Raw genomic sequence first — 25,429 nt, forward strand, 5'->3', positions numbered from 1 at the left:
GTCACATCGCTAATATCCGCCGGGAGGAAGGCAATCCATCGAGCCTGTCTAGCGGATTGGCAAAAGGACGGGGGTAATTCGTTCGCATTGCAAATAGATATGGATGCAATGAGCGGCCACCGAGCGACGTCGGATACGGGTCGATTGCATGCTACGGATTTGAGCGACAGCATGAGCGAGCCCAAACCGAAGAGAACCGCCGACGCATACCAGCGGCCTCGCATGATTCGCATCGCGGCGCCTCACTGCTTCGGCGAGACGGTCGTGCCGAAGGCATTGGCGCTTGTGTGTGCAACCTATCCGCAACTGGATCTGGAACTCGTGCTGAACGACAGGATCGTCGATCTCGCGACGGAGGGCGTGGATATTTCCTTTCGCCTTGGGCAAGTCGGAGAGGGGGCGTTCATTATCCGCCGACTCGGGCAGGTTGGGCGTGTTCTCGTTGCCGCGCCGGGCTATGTGGATCAGCATGGTCCGATCAGCGAGCCGTCCGACCTGGCAAAGCATCCGTTCATTCGAGTCCGGGGCATGTTCGGCACGAACCAGTTGCCGCTCAGTTACCCGGCGAGCGTCGTGGAGAGTGCTCCGATCCATACTGCGGTGAAGAGCAGTCATTGGCGGCCCATGTATGAAATGATCGTCGCCGGTGCGGGCATTGGCGTGCTGGAAGAGCCAGCCTGCGTCGACGCGCGCGCGGCCGGCCGGCTCGTTCGTCTGTTGCCGGATTTCGACCTGCCGCCTTTCGAGCTGAATCTGTTGACTCAAACACAACGCGTGGTGCCGACGCCGGTACGGCTAATCGTGGCGCTGCTGCTGAAGTGCGTGCCGGAACTTCTCCGGGGAGCGCGCGCGGCAACCCACTCCCATTTCGACCGATGCCAGGAATCGGAAACAAAAAAGTGGCGCGCTTTTCGAAAGTCGCTATCTTTGACAGATAACGTTTGCGATCTGAGGAGCTATCAAATGGCACAACAGTTGATCGTCGCGGTTTTCGACAGCGTTGACGTAGCCGAACGAGCGGGGCGGGATTTCAGGAACTTCGAGGAAAAAGACCTCGGTTTCAAGATCGAGAGCGGCGTGTTGGTGCAAAAAGACGCCATAGGTCAACTGAACGTGCTCGACAAGTACACGCGGCCGTTTTGGGGGACCGTGATCGGCGCGCTGACTGGTGGCCTGATCGGCATGCTCGGTGGACCGGCCGGCGTGATAGTGGGCTTCACTGTCGGGGCGAGCGGCGGCCTCGCTGGGCATGCGATCAAGGAGACGCTCGATAATGAACTGGTCGCATCGATAGCGAGCAAGCTCACCGCCGGCAGCGTTGCATTCATCCTCGAGGCGCAGGAAGCGTCACCGTTTGAAGTCGACAATATCGTGCTCGGCTATGGCGGAAGTGTTTTTCGCAAATCGCTCGGCTGATAATGGACGTGGCGCGCCGGGATGCCTGCTTGTCACGCGAATGCCTGAAGCTGCCGGAGATGATTCGGTCTAACATGGTGACTTGCATCTTCAGGAGCAACGGATCATGACCTCAGGTACCGACGAAGTGGCGGCTCGTGAAGCGGTTGAAGGCTTCTATCGAGCGTTCGAGCAGAAAAGCGTCGAGTTGTTGGCGAAGGTCGTCACCCCCGACTGGCAGTACATCCCGGAGCCCCGCGGCGCCACTCACGGACCCGGTCAAATGGTTCAGGTATTCCATGACATTGCGACCGCGCTTCCGGACATGAAAGTCGAAATACTCGACTTGCTGGTGCATGGAGACCGGATTGGTGTTCGCGCGGAAATCAGCGGCACGCAAACAGGAAAACTGCTCGGCATTGACGCGAGTTCCAAGCACGTGAAATTCGCGATTCATTCTTTCCATCAGATGCGTGGAAATCTGATCGAGAAAACCTGGCACCTCGAGGACTGGCTGTCGCTGTTTCGACAGCTCGGACAGTTGCCGAAAATGCTCGAACGACCTTGATGCAGGCACCGTGTATCGGCAGCGTCTCAGTGCTGATAATGCATTGCCGCGGCGATCAGAAGACGAAACGGCAACGCGAGCAACACTGCCCCGGTGACGCCGAGCAGCCACAATCCAACGAACCATAAGAGGCGTTTGCTAAACGTCGTCTTGCGATCAGGGCTTGTCTGTGACACGCTGTCCCTCGTCATCGGCTCGTCATACCCACTTCTCCATCATAGCCTGTTGTGGGCGACAGGAGCGCGGCAGGTGCGTCTGCGCGATGGCGAATCGGGGCCGAGAACGAACAAACGGGATTGAAAGTCATGAACGACATGCGAGATGTGGCGCCAGACAGCACAGCGGCGCGCGTCGCCTTGTGGCGTGCGTTGCACGTCGAGGCCGACCCGCCGCCGCATGTACTGGAAGACGAAATCGGCCTCGAGCTGCTGGCTCCGGATGAGGACTGGCGTGCCCGCGGCGACATGGACCCGCAGTTCACGCGGCCCTTTCGCGCCTCGATCGTGGCGCGGGCCCGCTTCATCGAAGACCTGGTCGTGGAACAGGCCGGGCGAGGGCTGAGTCAGTATGTCATTCTCGGTGCCGGCCTCGACAGCTTCGCACAGCGCAGGCCGGAGATCGCCTCCCGCCTCAAGGTGTTCGAGATCGACCAGCCCGGTCCTCAAGCGTGGAAGCGTCAGCGCCTGATCGAACTCGGCTTCGGCGTCCCGGACTGGCTGCGCTTCGTGCCGATCGATTTCGAGGCGGGCCGGAACTGGCGGGACGAGTTGATGACTGCCGGCTTCGATGAAAGCAAGCCGGCAATCGTCGTCTCCACGGGTGTCAGTATGTATCTGACGAGGGACGCGAACGCGGCCGCGCTGCGCCAGGTTGCGTCGCTCGCCTCAGGGTCGACGCTCGCCATGACGTTCCTGCTCCCGCTGGAACTGGCGGACCCCGAGGTACGTCCCGGACTCGAGATGGCGGAGAAGGGCGCGCGAGCAAGCGGCACACCTTTTCTCAGCTTCTTCACTCCACCGGAGATGCTGGCGCTGGCCCATGAAGCCGGCTTTAGAGAGGCACGGCACGTTTCGGCGGCCGATCTTACCCAGCGCTACTTCGCGGGCAGGACGGACGGTCTGCGTCCGCCGAACAATGCGGAGGAATTGCTTGTGGCAAGCACATAGCTGCTCTCGCACTTCCGACGCGACATGAGTGCGCGGCTGACCACACGTCCCCAAGTCGTATGCCAATCGAGATTGACGCGTGTATGACCAGACGCACTTTCACGTCAAGAAACATGCCTAGGGAAAATATCTATTCATTCAAAATCTCCCCTCGCGTAATTTTAAATCCTGCTGAATCCCACATATCGAGCACCAACGCGGCAGTTCCGCCTCCTGTCCTTCAGGATCGCCGGACCGACGCGGGAGGTGCCGTGACATTTATATTCGAGCGCGCGGGCCATCGTTAAAACCTAGCGCGACTGTGGTTCTTGACCCACGCACTTTCAGGGAAACGATGACCACCGGAACGCGCAAAAGCGGTTTTCCCGCGCTTGGAGCCCTCTCTTGGGGCTCACATCTGTGTCACTTCTACGAATCGCGGAGCGAATTGCTCAGCGTCACCGCGGACTTCCTCCATGCCGGACTCGCCAATCGCGAAGCGGGCGTGTGGGTCGCGCCCGCGTTGCTGGGACCCGACAAAGCCCGCTATATGCTCACGCGAACCGCGCCTGCACTCGCTGACTATATCGACGCGGGCCAATTGCAGATTCTCGACGGCGCACAGATCTACTCCTCGCCTAAAACGGGCTTCAACGGCGGCGCTACCGTGGGCTTGTGGTCGAAGGCGATCAACGACGCGCTGGGGCGAGGCTTCGAAGGACTGCGAGTGGCCGGCGACGCCGTCTGCAACGAAACCACCGACTGGGTCGCGCTGCTCGACTACGAAGCCTCGCTGAAGGAGAAGCTTGCCGCGCGGCCGATCATCGGTTTGTGCACGTACTGCGTGGAAAAGCTTCGCACTGCGCAGATGCGGGAAATCGAACGCCTGCACGATGCGAAGATCGAGCCGCCGCGTGTCGGGATCTCCCGGCATTCGCGTGCGCAGACCATGCAGCGTTCGGAGAACGTCGTCACCCTTGGCGAGCGTAGCGATGAAACGAAAGAAGCATCGATCGGCGCAACGATAGGCCACGAAATCCGCAACGCGATCACACCGCTTGGCCTGCTCGCGCGTCTGTTGGACGCCCAGTACGGCCATGACGAACAGTTGACGCGGTACGCGCTTCTGCTCTCCCGGCAAGCAAGCCTGCTCGGGCAGTTGGCCCAGCAATTGATGGCGCCGGATGATGCGGAGTTCGCCGGTTCGCTTGAACCGGCGTTGGGCGCTTTGGCATGCTCGTCGCGCGAGAGCACGGTCGCGCGTCCCGCGCCGGTCGACGTCGGTGATCTGCTCGCGCATTGTGTTCAGGTAGCGGAAGCGGGCGCATCGGATCACGCGCCCATTCGACTGACGGCGAGCGTTGCGCCGTTGCGGGTGCAAGGCGACTTCGGCAAGCTGACCCAGGTGTTCGTCAATCTGCTGGTCAACGCGCTCAAATATTCGGCGGCTGCGGATGCGATCAAGGTGACGGCGTCCCGCGCCGGGCGTTACTGTTATATCAGCGTGAGCGACGAAGGCATCGGCATCGCGCCGGGCGAGCTTGCGACCATCTTCAAGCCTTACGAGCGCGGACTTGCGGGCTGCGCATTGGGTGCCAAGGGTCATGGACTCGGGTTGGCGGTGGTTCGCGATATCGTCGCGAGCCATGGCGGTACCGTCGAGGCGTTTTCCGGGGGACTCGGCCGTGGCTCGGAATTCGTGGTGCGCTTGCCGCTGGCAAGCATGGTCACGCCAGTCAATTCGATCGCGCCCGAAGCACAAGAGTGCGAAGCGGTTTGCGTTGCACCCGTGACGCAAGGCATTGCCGCATAGCAATCACGCGCTATCTCAACGTCGAACGCCTGCCTGATCCGCACGCAATTGATGAACGCGTCGCGTCGTCAGGCCACACACGTGCGGTTGCGGCCGAGCCGCTTCGCCGAATACAGCGCCATGTCCGCTGCAGCGACCACAGTGCTGCCATCGCCGCACTTTTCACTGCGCTGCGCGCAGACGCCGAGGCTGATCGTGACGACGCCCGAGACGCTCGGCGGATGGGGAAGCCGTAGCTTCTCCACGTCCTCGCGAATTTGCTCCGCCACGGCGAGTGCCCGATCCGGTTCGGCGTGCGCCAGAATCAAGGCGAATTCCTCGCCGCCATAGCGCGCGACCAGGTCGGTGTACTTTGCTGAAGATGCCGCTATCGAGCGGGCGATGGTGCGCAAGCATTCATCGCCTGTCTGATGACCGAAGTGATCGTTGTAGCTCTTGTAGTTGTCGACGTCGATCATCACGACAGCAAGATAAGTCTCCGTATGCGAACCCTGCTGGCAGCGTTGCTTGAGTTCGCGATCGAAGTAGCGGCGATTGAATAGTCCCGTGAGACTGTCGCGGAACGCGAGGCCTTCCAGCTCGCGGCGCTCATCGGCGTGGCGCTGTTCGATGGCTTTTTGTTCCGTTACGTCGCGCGCCATCGCGGTGAGGCCGTTCAATGTGCCGGACAACGGATCGATCACCGGACGCACGTGAGTTTCTATCCAGCGCAAGCCGCCGTCGCGCGGGAAACGGCTGATCTGCGAGGCTTCGCCCCGGCCGGTCGCGACCTGCTCGATCATCGCCGCCAAGGTATTGCGGTCGGCGGCATCGACCAGATCCGCGTAATGCACGCCGATCAGCTGTTCAGGCGCGCGACCCCACGCCTCGAACGCACGCGGTGACACGTAGGTCAGCCTGCCGTCGAGTTGCATGCTCATCACGACATCCGTGGCGTTTTCCGCCAGCGTGCGGAAGCGTTTTTCGCCGTCACGCAGGAGCCCGATCATGCGATTGCGCTGCATCTGGATCGCGCTGATCGGCAACGCCACGCCGAGGGCGGCGACGAAAAACAGCTGCAAAGCGAAAACGCGATGCTGCATGCTTTCGAACGGATAAGCCCAGAGCGGCCCCGAACCGTGCGCGGTGAACCAGAGCGCGATCGCGAGACAAAGGAGCAAGCCAAGCAGAACGCCCGCAATTTCGGCCTGAAACGCGAGCAGCACAATGGGCGGAAGTACCCAGTACAACAATGGTGCGCTGATCTGCAAACCGAATATGCAACTCGTCACGACGCCCACCAACGCCACCAGTGCGCAGGTCTTGAAGCGATTGCCGCTACGTAGAACCCGGGCAAGCTCGCCGCTCCAGAACACCATCGCGACCGGCGTGATGATGATGAGGCTCAAACCATCCGAGATGAACCAGGGCGCCAGCGTGGGCAAAAGTAAATGGCCGATTCTGCCCTCAAGCAAAAGCGTGGCCCACATACCTGACGCGACCGACGCAAGCAGCACGCCGCCGAAGAGGAATTTGAGGAGCGCTTTGGGCCGGATAAACTCGGCCACCGTCGTCACGCGTGGAGCAAACGCAAACGCGATCACGACCTGAAGCATATCCGCCGACGTGAAAGAGACCGACGTGTGCAGGCTGCGTCCTATCAGCAGATTGGCGGTGAAGTCGCCTAGCGTGCCACCGCACAAGACCCAGCGCCGCTGTTCCCGCCGGGCGACGATCATCTGAGCGAGCAGCACGGCGTTGCTCAGCCACATCGGCGCAACCTGCCCGGTCATGGCCCGCAGGCCGCGGCTTGCAAGGAACGCCAGTGCGGTCACCACCAGCGCGGCGAGCAAGGCCATGCCCTTTTGCCAATACGTCGGCGAGGACAACGGTTCGACGATGAGCGCTTGAGGCAGTGATGTCCGCGCTTCGGACCCATCGGTTACGGCAATGTCGGGCGTCCGTGTCCCGGTTCGCGGGCGTGTCATAACCATTCTCGTTGTGCAACGACTGTCGCGGACCGTCAACCGCGGGCAGCATATCGAACTACCGCTATGTTAACGGCCGCCTGGAGGCCAATCTTGAGGCCGTTGCCTGTGGGAGGCAAGGCTCAGTTACACCAACCCGCCGCAAACGCCGACGATCATTCAAGCCGACGCCAACGACCGGATTCCGGGCACACGCTGGCCGGTTCACCATTCACGCAGACCTGCTCTTCGTCCGCTTGCAACGGGGTCGAGGGGGCGATGTCGAAGACAACGTTAAGCGCGCGCGCAACGTGAACATCTTCGATCGGAAGCTCCCAAGTCAGGAATATTTGCGTGCAATCCTGATCCGGCGCGAAGTCGGCCGCACTAAAGCCGCTGCTGCCGCGCCGGATCACACCATGCGGCTGGCCGGTGTCGAATATCAACGCCGTTCCGCGAGTCAGAGGAATGCGATGACCTGTACCGGGGAAATGCACGTCCAGCCCCTTGTCCTCGCTGAGGAACAGATTGCAAAAAGCCGCACCGCCGTATTGCGCGCCGTCATGGTGATACCTTGCGCCGCGGCACGCCATGAGGGCTATGTCACTGGCCGCAAGCACTGCGGGCAGGCAGAGCGCGCTCGTCCACTCGGATATTGCCCGCACGCAGCGTGCGTAGTCCGGCCAGCGCACCTGCGTTCGCGCCAACGGCATGACCTCGACGTCACCGGGTTCGAGGACCATGCGCGACGACGTCTCCCGGTCCCAATCCGCGAGCACTCGAGCCGGGGGCGAAGGCACGTCGAGCGTGCCTGACAGCACGATGTCACTCACGTTTCGACTGCGAATGGCGTCGCCACTCCAGAAATAGGAAGTCAGTACGTGTCGCATCGATGCTGTGGATGAGGGCTCATCTGCATCATTGTAAGTTACCGCCCCGCTTTGAGTTGTGTCCACAGCCTGTTTTGCGGGAGAAGGATTTCGGTCGGCAAAGGCAATGACGGAGTGAGCGATTGCATCTTCTCACCGCGAGGATAGACCGCTTCATTGTCGAGGATGGCCGGCTTCACATAAGCACGCGCAGCGGCATTAGCGTTCGGGTAACAAACAAGCCTGATTGGTGATCGCCGCGCTGACGCTGTCGCTGTCGATGGGCAGTGAGCGGCGCAACATGGCCAGGCAACTGGATGTGTCGCCCGCCACTGCCAAGGTTCACCGGCGCAATCTCTACTGGAAACTGACTATTTCCTCCCCGGCAACACTCTTTCTGCTCATCATGGGCGAAGAGTGAGAGGCAAGTTGAACCGGCCCGATTCGGCTCGGCAATCTCAGGAAGGCGAGCGACTTTGCGTCGGCCTGCTTCTTTGTATCGCAATGTATCTGCGCCGTGGCAGGGTACATAACGTTTCACCAACGGGCATTGCCGACATAAGCCAGATACGTCCACGGGGTCTAATGGTTCCAAGCCAGCCGAACTGGCCTTGCTAACCGAAAACGCAAACGGGCGTTTGCGTAGAAGACATTTTCTCGAGGTGAAAGTCATGAAAGTCATTCAATCGCTTATCGTCGCTGCTGCTGTCGCTCTGCCGGCCCTGTCGTTCGCGCAATCGAACCATCCGCTTACGCGGGCAGAGGTCCGCGCGGAACTCGCTCAGTTGGAGAAGGCCGGTTACAACCCCGCGAGCGATGAAACGCAGTATCCCAGGAATATCCAGGCTGCCGAAGCTCGCGTGAGCGCAAAAAATGGCCTGCCGGCATCGTCATACGGCCCGGCGACGGCTGGCACCTCGGCATCGGGCTCGCGTGCGTCGGACACTGACGTGATCGGTCTCGGCGCGATCTACGCCAAGCCATAACGGAAGGTCAGCTTCGATGACGCGGGTTCTTGCCAGCCACGCCTCGCGATGTCTTGACTCTGCATACGGTGCGTCCTGCGGGCGCACCGTTCAACTCAGCGCTGTCGTACATAAGGAGAATTAGCCATGTCTGACCAGATCAATATTCGGCGCCGTCGTCTGCTCGGAACGACGGTGGCGGGCCTGAGTCTGATGGAACTGGGACTGAGCGGGCTTGCCAACGCGCAATCCAATAGCACGAAGGCGGGATCTAGCGTCGCCTCGTTCGACAACCTGAAACAGATCAATGCGGGCGCGCTCAGCATCGGCTACGCCGAAGCGGGTCCGCAAAACGGACCGGTTGTGATCCTGCTGCACGGCTGGCCGTACGATATCTATGCCTTTGCCGAAGTCATGCCGTTGCTCGCGGCATCCGGCTACCGGGTCATTGCGCCGTATCTGCGTGGCTATGGCACGACGCGCTTCCTGTCCGCGGATACGCCGCGCAACGGCCAGCAGGCTGTCGTGGCCGTCGACATCATTGCGTTGATGGACGCATTGAAGATCGACAAGGCGATTTTCGGCGGCTTCGACTGGGGCGCGCGTACGGTGAATATCATCGCCGCGCTGTGGCCGGAACGATGCAAGGCGATGGTGTCGGTGAGCGGCTATCTGATCGGCAGCCAGGAAGCAAACCGCACGCCGTTGCCACCGAAGGCGGAGCTGGCCTGGTGGTATCAGTTCTACTTCGCAACGGAGCGCGGCTATGCAGGTTATGACGCGAACCGCCACGACTTCAACAAGCTGATCTGGCACACCGCATCGCCGAAATGGAATTTCGACGATGCGACCTACGAGCGTTCGGCGCAGTCGTTCAATAACCCGGACCATGTTGCGGTGGTGATTCACAACTATCGCTGGCGTCTGGGGCTGGTCAAGGGCGAGGCGCAGTACGACGATCTGGAGAAGCGTCTGGCAGCGGCGCCGACGATTTCCGTACCGACCATCACGATGGAAGGCGACGCGAACGGTGCGCCGCATCCCGAACCGGCAGCGTACGCGAAGAAGTTCACCGGCAAGTACGCGCACCGGAATATCGGCGGCGGTGTCGGACATAATCTGCCGCAGGAAGCGCCGAAAGCGTTTGCCGATGCCGTGATCGACGTCGCACGTTTCTAGCATTACTTGCGCGTTCACGAAGACGGGCCGCAACGACAGACAAGATCGCTGCCGCCCGTTTGCATATCGCGCATATCGCGCGGCCGACTCTTCGGCCACTGGTGCACGCCATGCACCGCTAACTGTTCCGCCGCCCACCAGCCTTTCGCCGTGGGCTTTCCTTCGCTTTGGGCGTAGAGAACATCGGCATGCGTTCCTGAATCCACTTGAGCAGTTCGAGCGGCCCCGCCGCAAGCGGCCGGCCGGTTTTGACCAGCACTCTGGCCTGCGCACTTTCAAACAACGGATGCGCAATCGGGACCGTGGTCAGTTCGCCGCTGGCGAGCTCCCGGTATGCAGCGAACTCTCCGATGAGCGTCACAAAGTTTTCCGCCGTCACGAAGCGCTTCAATGCGCTCAGCGAGTTCGTCGTCAACGTCGGGCGGATCACCACGTTCTCCGCCAACTCCAACATCGAAACGACATGGCCGATGCCGAACGTGGAAGGCATCAGCGCGAGCGGGTAGGCGCGCAGATCATCGACACCCGCCGGCCCTTTCCGTTTGACGAGCGGATGGTCTTTTCTCAGCAGCAGCACGACGGGCTGATGCGAACTGGCTCGATATTCGATACGCGGATGGGGCGGCGGATTGTACGCCAGCCCGATATGTGCCCGGCTTTCCGCGACGTCGTCCAGCAGTGCGTCTACCGCCTGCGTCGTCATGCTGATGTCCAGGTGCGGATAGCGCGTGCAAAACGGCGCCAGCACGTCGTCGACGAGCGTGTCGACGAAACCTTCGCTGATGGACAACTGGATGCGTCCCTTCTGAAGCCCCCGCAACGCGTGCAACTGGTCCTCGAGTTTTTCCTGCTGCGACCGGTAGCCCTGCCAGAACTCGAGCAGATGCGCCGCGGCTTCCGTCGGCCTGACCCCGCGCGCCTGGCGTTCGAACAGCACGGCGCCCAACTCGTCTTCGAGCAACTTGATCTGCCGCGTGATGACCGACGGCGACGTATTGATGTGGTCGGCGGCGCCGCGGATGGTGCCGTGGGTCAGCACTTCGTGGAAATACCGAAGACGCTGCTGGTTGATTTCTCGCATTTGATCGCTCCAGCGCCCAATTGTCGTTGTCTACAGAGCAACGATATGTGAACTTAGTTGCTCTTGCTAGTGGGGTTTTGCCCTGCCACCATCAACTTAACCCGCACGACGGGCCCACGGACGCAAAACCGGGAGACACGCATGTCAGCAATCCATCCATCGGCCGCCGGCGATCCTGCCTCAGCGCTGTACAGCAAGCTCAACTGGCGGCTTCTGCCGTTTCTCGTGACCTGCTACATGTTTGCGTATCTGGACCGGGTCAATGTCGGCTTCGCCAAGCTGCAGATGCAGACCGACCTGGGTTTTTCGGACGCTGCATACGGAGTGGGCGCGGGCATCTTCTTCATCGGCTACGTGCTGTTCGAACTGCCGAGCAATCTCATGCTGCCGAGAGTCGGCGCGCGGCGCACGTTCAGCCGCATTCTCGTGCTGTGGGGCATCACGTCGGCCTGCATGCTGTTCGTGCGCAGCGTGCCGGCCTTTTATGCCATGCGATTTCTCCTCGGCGTGTTCGAGGCGGGTTTCGCGCCGGGCATGATCTATTACCTGTCGTGCTGGTACGGGCCCGCGCGGATGGCACGCGCCATTGCGCTCGTGTTCGTCGCCGGGCCGCTCGGCGGGATTGTCGGCGGGCCTGTATCGGCGTGGCTCATGACGAGTCTGTCCGGCGTCGGCGGCCTGGCCGGCTGGCAGTGGATGTTTCTCGTGGAGGGCCTGCCTTGCATCGCACTCGGCCTCCTGACGCTGCGCGTGTTGTCCGACCGGCCCGAGCAGGCGCGCTGGCTGAACGACGACGAAAAGTTGCTGCTGGGAAGCGAAACCGCGCCGACCGAGCATCGCGCTGACTCGTTCAAGGCCGTGCTGAAGAGCCCGAGAGTCTATGTGCTCGCGCTCGCTTACTTCAGCATCATCTTTCCGATCTATGCGATCAGCTTCTGGTTGCCGACGCTGCTCAAAGATCAGGGCGTGAGCGACACGATCCGCCTCGGCTGGTACACCGCGATTCCCTATGTCGCGGCCGCCGTCTGCATGTACCTCGCGGGCCGCAGTTCGGACCGGGTAGGCGAGCGCCGCTTCCACTGCGCGATTCCGGCGCTTGGCGCTGCGCTGTGTCTCGTCGCGGCCGTCTTTGCCGACGGGAGTGTGATGCTCACACTCGTGGCATTGACGCTGGGAACGGCTTGCCTCTGGATGGCCTATACGGTTTTTTGGGCCATTCCGTCCCAACTGGTCGAGGGAACGGCGGCGGCGGGCGGCATCGCGCTAATCAATACCGTAGGACTGTCCGGCGGATTCTGGGGTCCCGCTGTAGTCGGTTGGGCCAAAGCATCGACGGGCAGCGTGCATACCGGGCTCTTCGTCATGGCTGGCGCTGCCGCATTGGCCGCGATTCTGATATTGACGGGCAAGCTGACGCTCAAGCAGGACTGAGGACTGTCGAGTCTACTTTCCGAATTCTCTGTCGAAATATTAAATATAGGCATCCATATCATCTCGCCGATGGTTCGCGAGATCGTTTGAGAAAAGGTGAAACACATGAAAATCCTGATCGCCGGTTTCCAGCATGAAACCAATACTTTTGCGCCCACCAGGGCGTCTTATTCGAGCTTCGTTCAGGGCGAGGGCTTTCCGCCCATGGTCCGCGGTAACGACGTGTTCGGGCTTCGCGACGTCAATGTGCCGATTGGCGGATTCATCAAGGTCATGGAAGCGAATGGGCACGAACTGAAGCCGGTGATCTGGGCGGGCGCCAGCGCATCGGCACACGTCACGACGGATGCATTCGAGCGGATCGGCGGCGAGATCATCGCCGCTGTCGAGGCAGGCGGCTTCGACGCGATCTATCTCGACCTGCACGGTGCGATGGTGACCGAGCAACACGACGACGGCGAGGGCGAACTTCTCGAACGTGTGCGGCGGATCGTCGGCGATCGGATGCCGGTGGTCGTTTCGCTGGATCTGCATGCCAACGTGACCGCTCGCATGTTCGAACACGCGAGTGCGCTCGTGGCGTATCGAACCTATCCGCATGTGGACATGGCTGAAACCGGCGAGCGTGCCGCGCGGCTTCTCGAAGATCTGATGCGGGAGGGGCGACCGTTGCATCGGGCGGTGCGTCGCGTGCCGTTCCTGATTCCCGTGAATGGCATGTGCACGCTGGTCGAGCCCGCACGCGGGATGTACCGGTTGCTGGAGGATCTCGAAGAGCGGCCTGTCGTGACCGTGTCGTTTGCGCCGGGCTTTCCGGCGGCCGATTTTCCCGAGTGCGGCCCGACGATCTGGGCTTATGCATTCGACGAATCTGCGGCAGAACATGCAGCGGACGCACTGTTCGCGAAGATCGCCGGCGATGAAGCGCGTTGGGATGTGCCCTTCCTGACGCCCGACGAAGCGGCGCTCGAAGCAATCCGGGTGAGCAGGACGGCGGTCAAACCGGTCATCATCGCGGACACGCAGGACAACCCGGGCGTGGGCGGCGATTCGAACACGATGGGGATGGTGCGCGCGTTGTTGCGCAATGGCGCTACCGACGCGGCGGTGGGCGTGATCTGGGATGCCCAGGCGGCGGCAGCGGCGCATCGCGCGGGTGTGGGCGCGCGCATTTCACTCGCGCTGGGCGGCCGTTCCGGGGTGCAGGGCGATGCGCCGCTGGAAGGTGTGTTCGAAGTCGAGCACGTGTCGGACGGACGCTTCCGTTTCGATGGCCCGATGCTCAACGGCATGCAAGGCGAGTTGGGGCCGGTCGCCTGTTTGCGGATCGAAGGCGTCAGGATTGCGGTGAGCTCCGTCAAGATGCAGGTGTTCGATCGCAACCTGTTCCGCGTGGCGGGCATCGAACCCGAGCAGATGAAGATTCTGGTGAACAAGAGTTCGGTGCATTTTCGCGCGGATTTCGAGGCTATCGCCGAGGCGATTCTCGTCGCGAAAGCGCCGGGACCGATGGCTGCCGATCCCGTCGACCTTCCGTGGACGCGTCTCGATCCGGCAATCCGTTTGCGGCCGTTGGGGCCGTCTTTCAGTGAAAGCGATCCGGCACGGCTCGCGAGCGCTTAACTTTTAAGGGAGTCACCATGTCTGACCAGATCAATATTCGGCGCCGTCGTCTGCTCGGAACGACGGTTGCGGGCCTGAGCCTGATGGAACTGGGACTGAGCGGGCTTGCCAACGCGCAATCCAACAGCACGAAGGCGGGAGTCCGTGTCGCCTCGTTCGATAACCTGAAACAGATCAATGCCGGCACGCTCAGCATTGGATACGCCGAAGCGGGTCCGCAGAACGGACCGGTTGTGATCCTGCTGCACGGCTGGCCGTACGATATCTATGCCTTTGCCGAAGTCATGCCGTTGCTCGCGGCGGCCGGCTACCGGGTCATCGCGCCGTATCTGCGCGGCTATGGCACGACACGGTTCCTGTCCGCGGACACGCCGCGCAACGGGCAACAGGCTGTGGCGGCCGTCGACATCATTGCGTTGATGGACGCATTGAAGATCGACAAGGCGATTTTCGGCGGCTTCGACTGGGGCGCGCGTACGGTGAATATCATCGCCGCGCTGTGGCCGGAACGATGCAAGGCGATGGTGTCGGTGAGCGGCTATCTGATCGGCAGCCAGGAAGCGAACCGCACGCCGTTGCCGCCGAAAGCGGAGCTGGCCTGGTGGTATCAGTTCTACTTCGCGACGGAGCGCGGCTATGCGGGTTATGACGCGAACCGCCACGACTTCAACAAGCTGATCTGGCACACGGCATCGCCGAAATGGAATTTCGACGATGCGACATACGAGCGTTCGGCGCAAGCGTTCAATAACCCGGATCATGTTGCGGTGGTGATTCACAACTATCGCTGGCGACTGGGGCTGGTCAAGGGCGAGGCGCAGTACGACGATCTGGAGAAGCGTCTGGCAGCGGCGCCGACGATTTCGGTACCGACCATCACGATGGAAGGCGACGCGAACGGCGCGCCGCATCCTGAACCGGCGGCGTACGCGAAGAAGTTCACCGGCAAGTACGCGCACCGGAATATCGGCGGCGGTGTCGGACATAACCTGCCGCAGGAAGCGCCGAAAGCGTTTGCCGATGCCGTGATCGACGTCGCACGTTTCTAGCAATACTTGCGAACGCATTGGCTAGTCGCGTTACACCGCCGCTCCCGTTTTGCCATCGCGACCCTTACCGCTGCGCCGGTCTTCGTCACCGTCATCGCGATTGTCGACGAAGGGCGAATCGGTGTCGCTGCCGCCGGCGCGCAGCGCAGTGCGCGCTTCTTCAGCCAGCTTTTCGTAGTGTTTGCGGAAGCGGGTCAAGTCCTTTTCCTCGAGCTCTTCAAGATCGAGCAGCGCGTTGTGAGCCCCTTCCAGTGCGCGGATCAACTCGTCGAGCTTGATCTGCATCGCGGCCGTATCGCGGTTCTGGGTGTTCTGGATCAGGAAGACCATCAGGAACGTGACAATCGTGGTCGACGTGTTGATCACGAGTTGCCACGTATCGCTGTAGTGAAAGAGCGGGCCGGTGAGGGCCCAGACGATCACCATGACGACGGCCAGAACAAAGGTGACCGGCCTGCCGGTCATCGTGGAAAGGAAGCTTGAGAACTTCGAAAACCATTTGCCGCTCATCATGATCTCCGCGAGTCGGGTCGACGTAAGGCATCATCGCACAGACGCCGCCTCGGCCCATGAGCAAGCGTCGAAGCACCTCAGTGGTCCGCCGATTTACCCCACACAATCGATTCAGGATGCTGTTCCAGATAGTCCGACAGCGCCTTCAGCGCGGCAAGGGTGCGGCGCAACTCGGTCAACGCCTGGCGAATATCGGTGTGCATCGGCGAGTCCTGCTGCAGCGTGGCGTTTGCGGCATTGAACGAGCGCTCGGCAGCCGCCAACGTCGTGTGCGCCTGCGGCACCAGTTCCGTGTCGATTCGCTGGAACAGGGAATTGGCGTTCACGAGCGCCTGGTTCAGATTGAAGCCGATCGCGTCGAAGGGGACGTGGTCGAGCCTCATCACGATGTTGGCGAGTTGGTCCTGAAGTTCCTCGACGGTATTGGGCACGGTCGGCAGTTCGACCGGCATGCGGCGCGTGTCGATGCTGACAGCGGGTACGTTCGGGAAGAAGTCCAGCGCCACATAGCGCTGGCCGGTCAGCACGCTGCCCATACGCAACTGCCCGCGCAAGCCCTGGGCGACCAGTTGATGCAGCAGCGCTTTGGCCGCCGCGCCGGAGCCTTTTCCGAGTGCCTCCCTGTAGCGTCGTCCGAGACGATAGGGGTAGAGGTTGAGCGTCACCACCATGTCGAAGCGATTGCGCGCCGGCGTGAAGTCGAGATCGATGGCGGTCACGTCGCCCAGTTCGACGCCGTCGAAGTCGACCGGCGCGCCGACTGAGAGCCCGCGCACGCTCCCGTTGAACCTCATGCGCACCGACGCGGCGGGTCCGTCGTCGGCACGACGCATCGCCTCGGTTCTGTTCGCGGCTAGAGCGAACGCGGCGCCGTCGGCGGCGCGAGGTTCGGGCGTCTGTGATTCGGGCAGATCGAATACGACGCCTCCGGAGAGCACCGTGGCAACGGATTGGGTGTCCAGCGTCAAGCCGCTCGAATCGAATCGCAGGTCGATGCCGCTTGCGTGCCACCATCGCGTGCCTGATGTGACATAGCGGTCGTAAGGCGCTTTCACGAATACATCGACATCGACGGCGGAGCCACCGCGAGCCAACGCATAGTTGAGGACTTGCCCCACCTGCACACGCCGGAAATAGACTGGCGAGCCCACATTGAGCGATCCGAGGGAAGAAGCGAGCAGAACGAACCGCCCGCCGTTCTGCTCGCTGGTCACGGACGGCGGCGTTTCCAGACCGGCAAACTGCTGGCATATCGTGGACGCACGTCCAACATCCACCGCGATGTACGGACCGGAGATAAATGTCGTCAGCCCGGAGACACCAGCGGTGCCGACGCGCGGACGAACCACCCAGAAGCGCGTGCCGCATAGTGCAAACTGTTCGGCGGACGTGTCGAGTTCCACGACGGCGAGCACGCGTGTGCGGTCGTGCGAGAGCCGCAGTTCCGTCAATCTGCCTATTTCGACGTCCTTATAGCGCACGCGGGTTTTGCCGGCTTCGAGTCCTTCGGCTGTGGCGAAGCTGACGGTGACTTCGGCCCCCGATCGTTCGAGCCAGGGCGCGAGAAGCGCGAGACAGATCAATGCGGCGGCAAGCGGCGCGAGCCAGATGACGGCGAGTCGTGGGCGAAGACGCATTTACAGCTTTCCGCGGACGACGTCGCCCATGTCTTTCGCCAACCGGCAAAGATAGCGCAGCGTTCGCTTGACGCTGTGCCTGATGCCTGCGCGGATCGACCTGGCTCGCGTGCCGCTGCCCGAGTTCGATGCTTGCGGGCCGGAAGCCTCGCGCTGGTCTCGCGTACGCGGACTACGTGGATGCCGCGAGCGCATGGTGTCTGAACCTTCTGGAGAGACCTGCCGGGTTAGCGAGGAGCAGCGTGAACATCCGGATAGAAACTCATGACCAGTGTGATGTAGACGAGCGCGGCGAAGACGCCGGCCAGGGTGCCAAACGCATCTCTCGCGGCCGGGCCACGTGTGAATTGAACCGGAATCCCCACCAGCAGATACGCCACAAAGAACACGACGGCGACCATCAAAGGCGGAGGGGCGAGTGTGACGACCATGTCAGCGAATGCGCGCATACGCGTACCTCGGAATAGTCCGGAACAGCGGCCTTGTCGTTGCTTCGGCTTGCCGTGGCCGATGCACCGTGGCGCTTGCGCGCCGCGGGTCAACTACGCGCAGCGCGCAAAGCGATGGGCAGCGAAAGCGGACCGGTCAATGAAGCTGCGCCACCAGCGCATCCGCACCCTTGTCGAGTCCCGTCTTCGCAGCGCCCAGGGAACCGAAAGCGGCCGGCAGATTCATGGCGTTCGGATATTGCTTCGACACGTAGGCCTTCAGCAGTTGGCCGCTCGCACCGTCATAGACTTCCACGGCGTAGGACACCGAGCCGCTGAATGCCCCCTGACCGCCGCGGATCGACTGCACGCCGTTGTAGAGATTGCCCGCAAGGTCGAAATGCATGAACTGCCCGACCAGCAACGTCGTGCTTTCGGCACCGGTCAAGGTCAGCTTGATCCGCAAGGTGTTGGGGCCGGGCTGCGTGGCCACGTCGAACCGTTTCGCCAGTTTTTCCGAGAACGTCTTTTGCATGTAGTCGGCAAGCGCGGCCCTGTCGGCGGCCTTTAATTCGCCGAACTGGTTGTCACTGCCCTGATAGACGGCCACGGGGTCCAGCACCACCTGCGTGTAGCGCGCCCAGACCACGGGCGCCGCGTACTTGTAGGGCACTTTGCCCGCATCGTCGTCGCGGTTCTGCTTCAACTGCGGCGAGGACGCGATGCCCGTGTACGCGACGGGTTGCACACCCGCGCAGGCCGCGAGGGCCAGTACCGCTGTGCCGGCGAAAAGAAGCGGGACGAGTTTGTTCGTGAACATTGCATGTTCCTTGATGGGCAATTTGAGTGCCGGTGAATGCCGGGCGGGGTGCAGTTCAGGCGAGAACCGATGAGGCCGAACAGTAGCACCGTCTTTATTGAATGTAAACCGTCTATCCGGTTTGTTTGTTGGGTGGCTTGAGCGGTACAATTCCAACCCTCAGAGCGAGCGCTGCTTGTGCCGACGGATGGCGCGACTGCTCGCCGACACTGATTCACCGCGCCGAATCACTTCCCCAATACCATCACGACGCGGCAGCACCGGGCCGGCACGGCCAGCGTGGCGACGTCATCACTATCGACAATGGATAACCAGACCCGTTCGGAGATTTCCCGCAAGAAGGCAATCGATGCCGCTCTTACCATCCTGACCCGCGAAGGCGTCGGTGGACTGACGTTCGATTCGTTGTCGCGTGAAAGCGGCATCAGCAAGGGTGGACTGCTGCATCAGTTTCGCTCCAAGCAGGGGGTACTGTGCGCGTTGCTGGAGCATCAGAAGCAGCAGTTCGAGCAGATCGCGCGCGACTATATGGCGAGGGAGGGCGCGTCCAAAGCGGAGCCCAACCTCGCGGCGCAGATTGCGATTTATCGGGAGTCCATCAATCAGCCGAATTCCGTGGCACGAGCCGTTCTCGCCGCGCTGGTCGAGAACCCCAACTTGCTCGACGAAATGAAGACGTCCGACGCCGAGAAAATGAAGGCCTTGCAGGACGAAGCGACCGACCTCGATCTGTCGCTGTTGCGCTACTTCGCCGCCAGCGGTCTCGCGTTTCACTCTCTGCTGGGACTGTCGCCGCTGGACGATTCGGCCCGCAACCGGCTGTTCGATCGTCTTCTCGATGAAGCGAGCTGGCAAGGTCAGCACTCGCAGACAAAACGTCGCAAACGGTCCGCGGGCTGAGCCGCGCGGACCGTCAATCCGCTCTGCGAGCCGCGCTGGTTCATCGCGAACGGCGCGTCAACGCTCGAGCAAGAGCGATCACCCCCGACTCTATTTCCTCGACACCGATCGACGCAAAACCGAGCACGAGCCCCGGCGGCGCGGGATGGTCGATCGCGTACAGCGATAGCGGGCGCGTCTCGATGCCTTCGCGTGCCGCACGCCGCGCCGCGTCGGCGTCGTCCGCGCCTCTGGGCAGAAAGGCGGGCGCATCGAGTCCCGCCACGATCGGCGCAAGCGCGAGCAAGCCCGAGAGATGCCGCTCGACCGCCGACGTCAGCGCCTCGGCCCGCTCGCCATAGAGCATGCGCATGCGTCGTATGTGCCGGCCGAAATGACCGTCGGCGATGAAGTCGTGCAACACTGATTGTTGATCGGTTGGAACATGCCGCGCCGTCGAGGACAGCGCGGCCACGAATGGCTCGACCAACCCGTCGGGCAGAATCGCATACGCCGTCCTCAAAGCGGGAAACAGCAGCTTGCTGAAGGTGCCGCAGTAGATCACGTGTCCGTGGTCGTCGAGGCTCTTCATCGCGGCAAGCGGGTGGCCTTCGAAGCGGTACTCGCTGTCGTAGTCGTCTTCGATGATGACGGCGCCTCGATCCCGTGCCCACTCGAGCAACGATAGACGCCGTTCGAGCGCGAGCGGCGGACCCAGTGGCGCCTGGCGCCCGGCGGTGACATAAGCCAGACGCGCAGTTGCGGCGTGCTGACGGGCCCATGACACATCGACGCCGGCCGTGTCGACCGGCACGCCGATCACCCGGGCGCCTGCCGCTTCGAGTACGAAACGGGCGCCGGGGTAACCTGGGTCTTCCATCCACGCGCTGTCTCCCGGATCGAGCAGGAGGCGCGCGGTCAGATCGATTGCCTGCTGAACGCTGCCCAACACGACGACGTTGTCCGCCGAACATCGAATACCGCGCGACGGACCGACATAAGCGGCGATCACTTCACGCAGCGGCCGATACCCTTGCGCCTCGCCATCGCCGAGCAGATCCCGCTGCGCGCGACGCACCCGGTTGGCCGCGAGCCGCGCCCACAATTCGAATGGAAACGCATCGAGATCGGGCTGGCTGGCGCGAAAGGCGCGCGCAGGGCGCGTGCGGCCGCTGAGTTGAAACGCGCTCCGCGCGAGCAAACGGCCACGCGCCGATAACTCGACAACTGGCGGCTGCGTGCCGCTATCGCCGTCATGATGACGCTCGCGGGCGAGCGGCCGGCCATCGCGCTTTCTGGGCGACGTCCGCTCGCCGCTGTCGATGCGCCGGTCCGGCAGTTCAGCCGCAACAAAACTGCCGCGTCCCACGGCGCCCGACAGATACCCTTCCGCGTCGAGTTGCGCGAAAACGCCCAGCACCGTTCCGCGCGACAGTCGAAATCGTGTTGCGAGATCGCGCGTGGAAGGCAGGCGGGCGCCCGGCGGCAACGACCCCGACAAGATCGCCTTGCGCAACTCGTCATAGAGCCAGCGGTGAAGCGGCGCGCCTTCCGGCCTGGGCGCTAGCGCAAGTTCAATCTGTTCAGCTCGCCGCACGCTCTTCCTCGTCAAATTGGCTCAATCAGTTTCCGAATAATGGACCTTTTTGATGACCATTCACAGCCTTATGCTGGGGTCATTGGAAACGCGGCATGTCGCCGACTTTCGCGTAATGACTGATAGGAGAAAGGAAATGGCACACAAGGTGTTCGTCGCCGGCATAACGGGCGCCATTGGAAGCGCGCTTGCGCCGCTGCTGATCGACGCCGGCTATACGGTGTTCGGCGGCACGCGGCGCACGGACCGCGCGAGAGAACTTGAGGACGCGGGCGTGGTGCCGGTTATCGTCGATGTATTCGATGCGGCCGCGCTGCGTGACGCGCTTGTGCGCATCGCGCCGGCCAGCGTGATTCATCAATTGACCGATTTGCCGCCCGGGCTCGACCCTGCTCGAATGGCTCAGGCGGTGACGGCCAACGCGCGGATACGCGACGAGGGTACGCGCAACCTGGTGGCCGCGGCGATCGCGGCGGGCAGCAGCCGGATGATTGCGCAAAGCATTGCATGGGCGTACCGGCCGGGACCGACGCCTTACGACGAAAGCTGCCCGCTCGACATCGATGCGCAGGGCGCGCGCGGCACGAGCGTGCGTGGCGTCGCGGCGCTCGAACGGCACGTGCTGGAAGCGGCGTCGCTGAACGGCACGGTGCTTCGCTATGGACAGATTTACGGACCCGGCACAGGCGCCGACGCCCCGGCGGGTTCAAGTCCGTTGCATGTCGAAGCGGCGGCCTATGCGGCGTTGCTTGCGCTTCAGCGGGGCAACGCGGCCGTGTACAACGTCGCGCAAGACGTAGCCGAAGTGACCAGCGCGAAGGCGCGCCGTGAGTTGGATTGGTCGCCGGATATGCGATCGGCGGCGCGCGTATGAATCCGCTGACGCTGACTCTGCCGCGTCTCGCGCGCAAGCCCGCCATGCTCGCGCTGGCCACGACGACGATGCTGGCGCTCGGCCCGTCGGCGCCTCGTTCGGCCATCGACTGGTTCGCTGGGATCTGCGGCGTCGATCCGTTGATGTCCAACGCATCGACGCATACCGGCGCAGCGAGCCGGCCTGCATCGACCGTGAAAGTGCTGTCGTGCGAAGCGCTGCCCAACGTGCCGGGCAAGTCGGTGACGACGGCCATCGTCGACTTTCCGCCGCTCGGCTTTACGCCCGCGCATCGTCACCCTGGTTCAGTGACGGCGGTCGTGCTGGAAGGGACGATCCGCTCGCAACTGCAAGGTGGGCCGCCCGTCGACTACGCGGTTGGACAGACCTGGTTCGAGCCGCCGCGCGCGCTCCATCTATTCGCCGAGAACCCTGATGCGGTGCATCCGGCGAAGTTACTGGCGACATTCATCGCTGATACCAATTGCGGTCCGCTGGTATTGCCACCGAACTAAGTCCGGCGTTCTCTCACTGCCGACTGGTTGTAAATCCACATCACATTTCTGTTTTTCTCTAAGCGATAGACGGTCGCATACACATGCATTTGACCGTCTATCGCTCATCTGCTCTTGCACTCCGTAGCGCGCTTACGGACAGTGCTTCCCATGTTGTGTCCCATAGATCGGCGTGTACGCCCAAATCGCGAATATTCCACTGATCTTTCGACGATCAGAGCCGCGCCTTTATTCAGTCAAAACCATACCGTCACCCGAGGGTAATTACTTACAAAAGAGTGCGCCAGATGCAGATTTAACAAAGTTAGAATGTTTCATCTAATGCTGCATCGCAGAACGATCGAGCCGCTTGGTGCAAGCCGATGAGTCGACAATCTGCGTGCGTCTCGACTGGTTTCGCATACCTCTTGTCTGAGCAATGTGAACGTTTAAAGAAGGAGTGCAGAGTGTATTTTTCGACGCCAGAGCAATTCGTCTCCATCCAAAGTGCCAATGTCGCTGTCGCGTTTTCGTTGGCGCAGCAAACATTCCAGTATTTTGAAGAGCTGGCTAAGTTGAACCTGCAGGCGGCCAAGGCCACGTTCGCGGAGAGCGAACAGGCATGGCAGATGGCGGTGTCGGGTAAGACGCCGGTCGAACTGTTTATTCATCAGGCCAGCAACGCGCAACCCGTCGCGCAGAAAGTACTGTCTTATAACAGTCACGCGCTTGAAATCACCAACGCCGCACAGGCCGAATTTCTGAAGATTTTCGAAGACCGGTTTGCACAGTCCAACACGAAAATGCAGACGGTTTTCGACGACTTCGCGCGCAATGCGCCCACAGGCTCCGAACTCGCGGTCACCGCGTTCAAGTCGGCGGTTTCCAGTGCGGGCGCTGCCTACGACGCGATGCGCAAAGCCACCGCGCAAGCCATTGCCTTGGCGCAGGCCAGTCAGTTGACGGCACCTGACTCGGCGCGGGCCAAATAAGGCAATTCAGCCCAACAGCAATGCTCAGGCAGCCTGGAGCAAACGCTCCAGGGCTGTTGTTTCGCTTTCCTCCAAGCAGGACGGATCGGTCGATTCGGAAACGAAATGGGTATCGCATTGCTTGCCAACTCGTTCGAAGGGCGATCCGAAGGCGCTTAAAAAAAGTCAGCCGGGAATGTAATGGGAAGTCACGCTTCTTATAAGAACGATCTCTCGCACATTGAAACGATAGTCACAACGCTGGAGAGATTGCTTTCAAAAGGTGATTCGATGGCGTGCACGTCGGTAGTCAATGAGCCGGATTATTGGCGTCAGCGCATCGAGACGATACTGAAGCAGCGCGAGATTTCAAAGGTCGATCGGGAGCATGCTGACGCCTTGCTCAGGCGCTTGAGCGGGATCATCAAGATGCCTTAATAAGGCGGCAGAATCGAATAAACATCTGAAGGCCGCGAGCAACGCGGCTCAGTCAATATAAAAGGGTACGACATGACCAGTGAATCTTCTGAGAGCGGTTTGCAGGTGCTGTCGTCGCAAACCTCGGGCCGTCATCGACTCGTGGTGCGCGCGGCGCTTCACGGTATGCGCATTGCCGCAATCTGGCAGGTGCTATTTCCCTTCTCCCGCAACGTCGAGACCGTCGCTGTGACGACGCCTCCCGGCAGCGGGTTTGAAGAAGTCACGATCGCGCTGGCTCAAGCGCAACGCGAGTTGGTGGATGCCATGATCGCGCGCTTCAAGAGCATGTCCTGGGTGACGAGCGCGACGCTTTGCTGAGAGCGTAAGTACTTCAACGCGACCGACAGTTGCGTGCAGATAGCCGGCTCCGGCTATTTGCACGTCGACGCAACCCGCGTCTTTATTCCAGTGCGGAAGCCGGACCAAAAAATTCATAACGGCTTTGTGACTCCGGCACGCCGATCGTTTTCAGGTGCTTCTTGATGGCCTTCATGAACGCGATCGGTCCGAGGAAATAGACATCGACGTCGCGCGTCTTGGGCAGCCACGCGTCGAGGCGCGTTTCGTCGAGATAGCCGATGCCGTGCGCGTCGGCATCTTCCGCGCGACGCTGCTCATAGCAGTAGAAACGCTTCAATTTTGGATGCCGCGCGGCCAACTGGTCGATCGCGTCGCGAAACGCATGCACGCCGCCGTGACGCGCCGAGTGAATGAAGTGCACAGGGCGGTCGGTATTCAGCGCGGCTTGCAGCATCGCCAGCGTCGGCGTGATGCCCACGCCGCCGCTGATCAGCACCAACGGCTTGTCGCTGTCTTCGAGCTTGAAGTCGCCAGCCGGTGCGAACAGTTCCACCGCGTCGTTTTCATTGACCTGCGTATGCAGATGGTTCGACACCTTGCCATTCGGTTCGCGCTTCACGCTGATACGGTATTCGCGGCCGTTCGACATGGCCGAGAGCGAGTAATTACGGCGCACTTCCTCGCCGTCGATAACGAGCCGCACGCCGATGTATTGCCCCGGATGAAACGCAAGCAATTCGCCGTTGTCGTCGGGGCGCAGATAGAACGACGTGATCTCGTCGCTTTCCCGCACTTTACGGGCGACACGAAAGAGCCGCGTGCCGCGCCAGCCGCCCGGCGCCGCTTCCCGCTCTGCGTACATTTTCTCTTCAAGGCCGCTCAACAGATCGGCGAGTTGCTGATAGGCGGCGGCCCATGCTTCGATGACCGCATCGGTTGCGATCTCGGCGCCGAGCACTTCGCGGATGGATTTGAGCAGGCACTGCCCGACAATCGGATAATGCTTCGGCAGGATATTCAGCGCGACGTGCTTGTTGATGATCTGCGAGACCAGCCCGCCAAGTTGTTCGAGTTGATCGATGTGACGTGCGTACATCAGCACGCCGTTGGCCAGCGCGCGCTGTTGCGCGCCGCTCGCCTGGTTGGCGAGGTTGAACATGGGACGCACTTCCGGATGTTCGCTGATCAGCATGTCGTAGAAGTGCGTGGTCAGCGCCTCGCCTCCGCTTTCGAGAAGAGGAACGGTGGCTTTGACGATGGCGCGGTGTTCGGAGGAAAGCATAGGAAGTCCTGGTTGTTGGTGGATATCCAGTCGGGCTTCGACTGACGTGCTTGTCTCTCCATGTTTCGTGCCAGGTATAAAATGCAAATA

Annotated in this window: 25 protein-coding genes; 16 read left to right on the plus strand and 9 right to left on the minus strand. The window is 61.6% G+C overall.

Annotated elements, in window-relative coordinates:
• Positions 1–222: 222 nt before the first annotated feature.
• From ACQKRQ_RS32505 to ACQKRQ_RS32520, 4 genes are all read left to right on the plus strand, one after another.
• Positions 223–1,416 (plus strand): LysR substrate-binding domain-containing protein, encoded by a 1,194-nt coding sequence (locus ACQKRQ_RS32505; protein ID WP_427481659.1) that lies wholly within the window; start codon positions 223–225, stop codon positions 1,414–1,416.
• Between the two features lie 82 nt (positions 1,417–1,498).
• Positions 1,499–1,963 (plus strand): ester cyclase, encoded by a 465-nt coding sequence (locus ACQKRQ_RS32510; RefSeq protein WP_342960057.1) that lies wholly within the window; start codon positions 1,499–1,501, stop codon positions 1,961–1,963.
• Between the two features lie 305 nt (positions 1,964–2,268).
• The gene (locus tag ACQKRQ_RS32515; protein ID WP_427481509.1) at positions 2,269–3,129 is read left to right on the plus strand and encodes a class I SAM-dependent methyltransferase; all 861 of its coding nucleotides are present in this window, start codon (positions 2,269–2,271) and stop codon (positions 3,127–3,129) included.
• Between the two features lie 334 nt (positions 3,130–3,463).
• Positions 3,464–4,921, plus strand: coding sequence for an MEDS domain-containing protein (locus ACQKRQ_RS32520; RefSeq protein ID WP_427481510.1), 1,458 nt, complete (start codon positions 3,464–3,466; stop codon positions 4,919–4,921).
• A 68-nt stretch (positions 4,922–4,989) separates the two neighbouring features.
• On the opposite strand, the gene ACQKRQ_RS32525 is transcribed toward ACQKRQ_RS32520, so the two are convergent.
• Together ACQKRQ_RS32525 and ACQKRQ_RS32530 are read right to left on the minus strand one after the other, a co-directional pair.
• Entirely contained in the window at positions 4,990–6,888 is a 1,899-nt protein-coding gene (locus ACQKRQ_RS32525; protein WP_427481511.1) for a diguanylate cyclase, read from the minus strand.
• A 155-nt stretch (positions 6,889–7,043) separates the two neighbouring features.
• Entirely contained in the window at positions 7,044–7,757 is a 714-nt protein-coding gene (locus tag ACQKRQ_RS32530; protein ID WP_427481512.1) for a hypothetical protein, read from the minus strand.
• A 229-nt stretch (positions 7,758–7,986) separates the two neighbouring features.
• On the opposite strand from ACQKRQ_RS32530, the gene ACQKRQ_RS32535 reads away from it, so the two are divergent.
• The 3 genes from ACQKRQ_RS32535 to ACQKRQ_RS32545 all read left to right on the plus strand — a co-directional run bounded on the left by ACQKRQ_RS32535 (position 7,987) and on the right by ACQKRQ_RS32545 (position 9,880).
• Entirely contained in the window at positions 7,987–8,157 is a 171-nt protein-coding gene (locus ACQKRQ_RS32535) for a LuxR C-terminal-related transcriptional regulator (protein ID WP_427481661.1), read from the plus strand.
• A gap of 250 nt (positions 8,158–8,407) precedes the next feature.
• Positions 8,408–8,722 (plus strand): DUF4148 domain-containing protein, encoded by a 315-nt coding sequence (locus ACQKRQ_RS32540; RefSeq protein ID WP_427481513.1) that lies wholly within the window; start codon positions 8,408–8,410, stop codon positions 8,720–8,722.
• A gap of 126 nt (positions 8,723–8,848) precedes the next feature.
• Positions 8,849–9,880 carry an alpha/beta hydrolase gene (locus ACQKRQ_RS32545; RefSeq protein WP_408313827.1) on the plus strand — a complete coding sequence of 344 codons (1,032 nt, stop codon included), beginning with the start codon at positions 8,849–8,851 and terminating at the stop codon, positions 9,878–9,880.
• Between the two features lie 118 nt (positions 9,881–9,998).
• Here ACQKRQ_RS32545 and ACQKRQ_RS32550 read toward each other — a convergent pair whose 3' ends face one another.
• The gene (locus ACQKRQ_RS32550) at positions 9,999–10,961 is read right to left on the minus strand and encodes a LysR family transcriptional regulator (RefSeq protein WP_427481514.1); all 963 of its coding nucleotides are present in this window, start codon (positions 10,959–10,961) and stop codon (positions 9,999–10,001) included.
• A 141-nt stretch (positions 10,962–11,102) separates the two neighbouring features.
• Here ACQKRQ_RS32550 and ACQKRQ_RS32555 point away from each other — a divergent pair, with 141 nt between their 5' ends.
• From ACQKRQ_RS32555 to ACQKRQ_RS32565, 3 genes are all read left to right on the plus strand, one after another.
• On the plus strand, positions 11,103–12,392 hold the full coding sequence (locus tag ACQKRQ_RS32555) for an MFS transporter (RefSeq protein ID WP_427481515.1): 1,290 nt from the start codon (positions 11,103–11,105) through the stop codon (positions 12,390–12,392).
• Positions 12,393–12,497: 105 nt separating this feature from the next.
• Positions 12,498–14,015: a M81 family metallopeptidase gene (locus ACQKRQ_RS32560; protein ID WP_427481516.1), complete on the plus strand. Its 1,518-nt coding sequence runs from the start codon at positions 12,498–12,500 to the stop codon at positions 14,013–14,015.
• A gap of 17 nt (positions 14,016–14,032) precedes the next feature.
• The gene (locus ACQKRQ_RS32565; protein ID WP_427481517.1) at positions 14,033–15,064 is read left to right on the plus strand and encodes an alpha/beta fold hydrolase; all 1,032 of its coding nucleotides are present in this window, start codon (positions 14,033–14,035) and stop codon (positions 15,062–15,064) included.
• 30 nt (positions 15,065–15,094) lie between these two features.
• On the opposite strand, the gene ACQKRQ_RS32570 is transcribed toward ACQKRQ_RS32565, so the two are convergent.
• From ACQKRQ_RS32570 to ACQKRQ_RS32585, 4 genes are all read right to left on the minus strand, one after another.
• Positions 15,095–15,577: a low affinity iron permease family protein gene (locus ACQKRQ_RS32570; RefSeq protein ID WP_408177756.1), complete on the minus strand. Its 483-nt coding sequence runs from the start codon at positions 15,575–15,577 to the stop codon at positions 15,095–15,097.
• 77 nt (positions 15,578–15,654) lie between these two features.
• Positions 15,655–17,214, minus strand: a complete 1,560-nt coding sequence (locus ACQKRQ_RS32575; RefSeq protein ID WP_427481518.1) for an intermembrane transport protein PqiB — start codon at positions 17,212–17,214, stop codon at positions 15,655–15,657.
• A 227-nt stretch (positions 17,215–17,441) separates the two neighbouring features.
• Positions 17,442–17,663, minus strand: a complete 222-nt coding sequence (locus ACQKRQ_RS32580) for a hypothetical protein (RefSeq protein WP_427481519.1) — start codon at positions 17,661–17,663, stop codon at positions 17,442–17,444.
• Positions 17,664–17,799: 136 nt separating this feature from the next.
• The gene (locus ACQKRQ_RS32585) at positions 17,800–18,462 is read right to left on the minus strand and encodes a DUF3313 domain-containing protein (protein ID WP_427481520.1); all 663 of its coding nucleotides are present in this window, start codon (positions 18,460–18,462) and stop codon (positions 17,800–17,802) included.
• 303 nt (positions 18,463–18,765) lie between these two features.
• On the opposite strand from ACQKRQ_RS32585, the gene ACQKRQ_RS32590 reads away from it, so the two are divergent.
• Positions 18,766–19,362: a TetR/AcrR family transcriptional regulator gene (locus ACQKRQ_RS32590; protein WP_427481521.1), complete on the plus strand. Its 597-nt coding sequence runs from the start codon at positions 18,766–18,768 to the stop codon at positions 19,360–19,362.
• Positions 19,363–19,402: 40 nt separating this feature from the next.
• On the opposite strand, the gene ACQKRQ_RS32595 is transcribed toward ACQKRQ_RS32590, so the two are convergent.
• Entirely contained in the window at positions 19,403–20,938 is a 1,536-nt protein-coding gene (locus ACQKRQ_RS32595; protein ID WP_427481522.1) for a PLP-dependent aminotransferase family protein, read from the minus strand.
• Between the two features lie 136 nt (positions 20,939–21,074).
• On the opposite strand from ACQKRQ_RS32595, the gene ACQKRQ_RS32600 reads away from it, so the two are divergent.
• The 5 genes from ACQKRQ_RS32600 to ACQKRQ_RS32620 all read left to right on the plus strand — a co-directional run bounded on the left by ACQKRQ_RS32600 (position 21,075) and on the right by ACQKRQ_RS32620 (position 24,075).
• The gene (locus ACQKRQ_RS32600) at positions 21,075–21,812 is read left to right on the plus strand and encodes an NAD-dependent epimerase/dehydratase family protein (RefSeq protein WP_427481523.1); all 738 of its coding nucleotides are present in this window, start codon (positions 21,075–21,077) and stop codon (positions 21,810–21,812) included.
• Positions 21,809–22,327: a cupin domain-containing protein gene (locus tag ACQKRQ_RS32605; protein WP_427481524.1), complete on the plus strand. Its 519-nt coding sequence runs from the start codon at positions 21,809–21,811 to the stop codon at positions 22,325–22,327. The genes ACQKRQ_RS32600 and ACQKRQ_RS32605 overlap by 4 nt, the downstream gene beginning before the upstream one ends.
• A 446-nt stretch (positions 22,328–22,773) precedes the next feature.
• The gene (locus ACQKRQ_RS32610; protein WP_132383228.1) at positions 22,774–23,298 is read left to right on the plus strand and encodes a phasin family protein; all 525 of its coding nucleotides are present in this window, start codon (positions 22,774–22,776) and stop codon (positions 23,296–23,298) included.
• Positions 23,299–23,478: 180 nt separating this feature from the next.
• Positions 23,479–23,715, plus strand: a complete 237-nt coding sequence (locus ACQKRQ_RS32615) for a hypothetical protein (protein ID WP_427481525.1) — start codon at positions 23,479–23,481, stop codon at positions 23,713–23,715.
• A 72-nt stretch (positions 23,716–23,787) separates the two neighbouring features.
• Entirely contained in the window at positions 23,788–24,075 is a 288-nt protein-coding gene (locus ACQKRQ_RS32620) for a hypothetical protein (RefSeq protein ID WP_132381713.1), read from the plus strand.
• A gap of 82 nt (positions 24,076–24,157) precedes the next feature.
• On the opposite strand, the gene hmpA is transcribed toward ACQKRQ_RS32620, so the two are convergent.
• Positions 24,158–25,339 carry an NO-inducible flavohemoprotein gene (gene hmpA / locus ACQKRQ_RS32625; protein WP_427481526.1) on the minus strand — a complete coding sequence of 394 codons (1,182 nt, stop codon included), beginning with the start codon at positions 25,337–25,339 and terminating at the stop codon, positions 24,158–24,160.
• Between the last annotated feature and the right edge of the window lie 90 nt (positions 25,340–25,429).

This window comes from Paraburkholderia sp. NPDC080076, assembly GCF_050281145.1.
Lineage (GTDB): Bacteria > Pseudomonadota > Gammaproteobacteria > Burkholderiales > Burkholderiaceae > Paraburkholderia.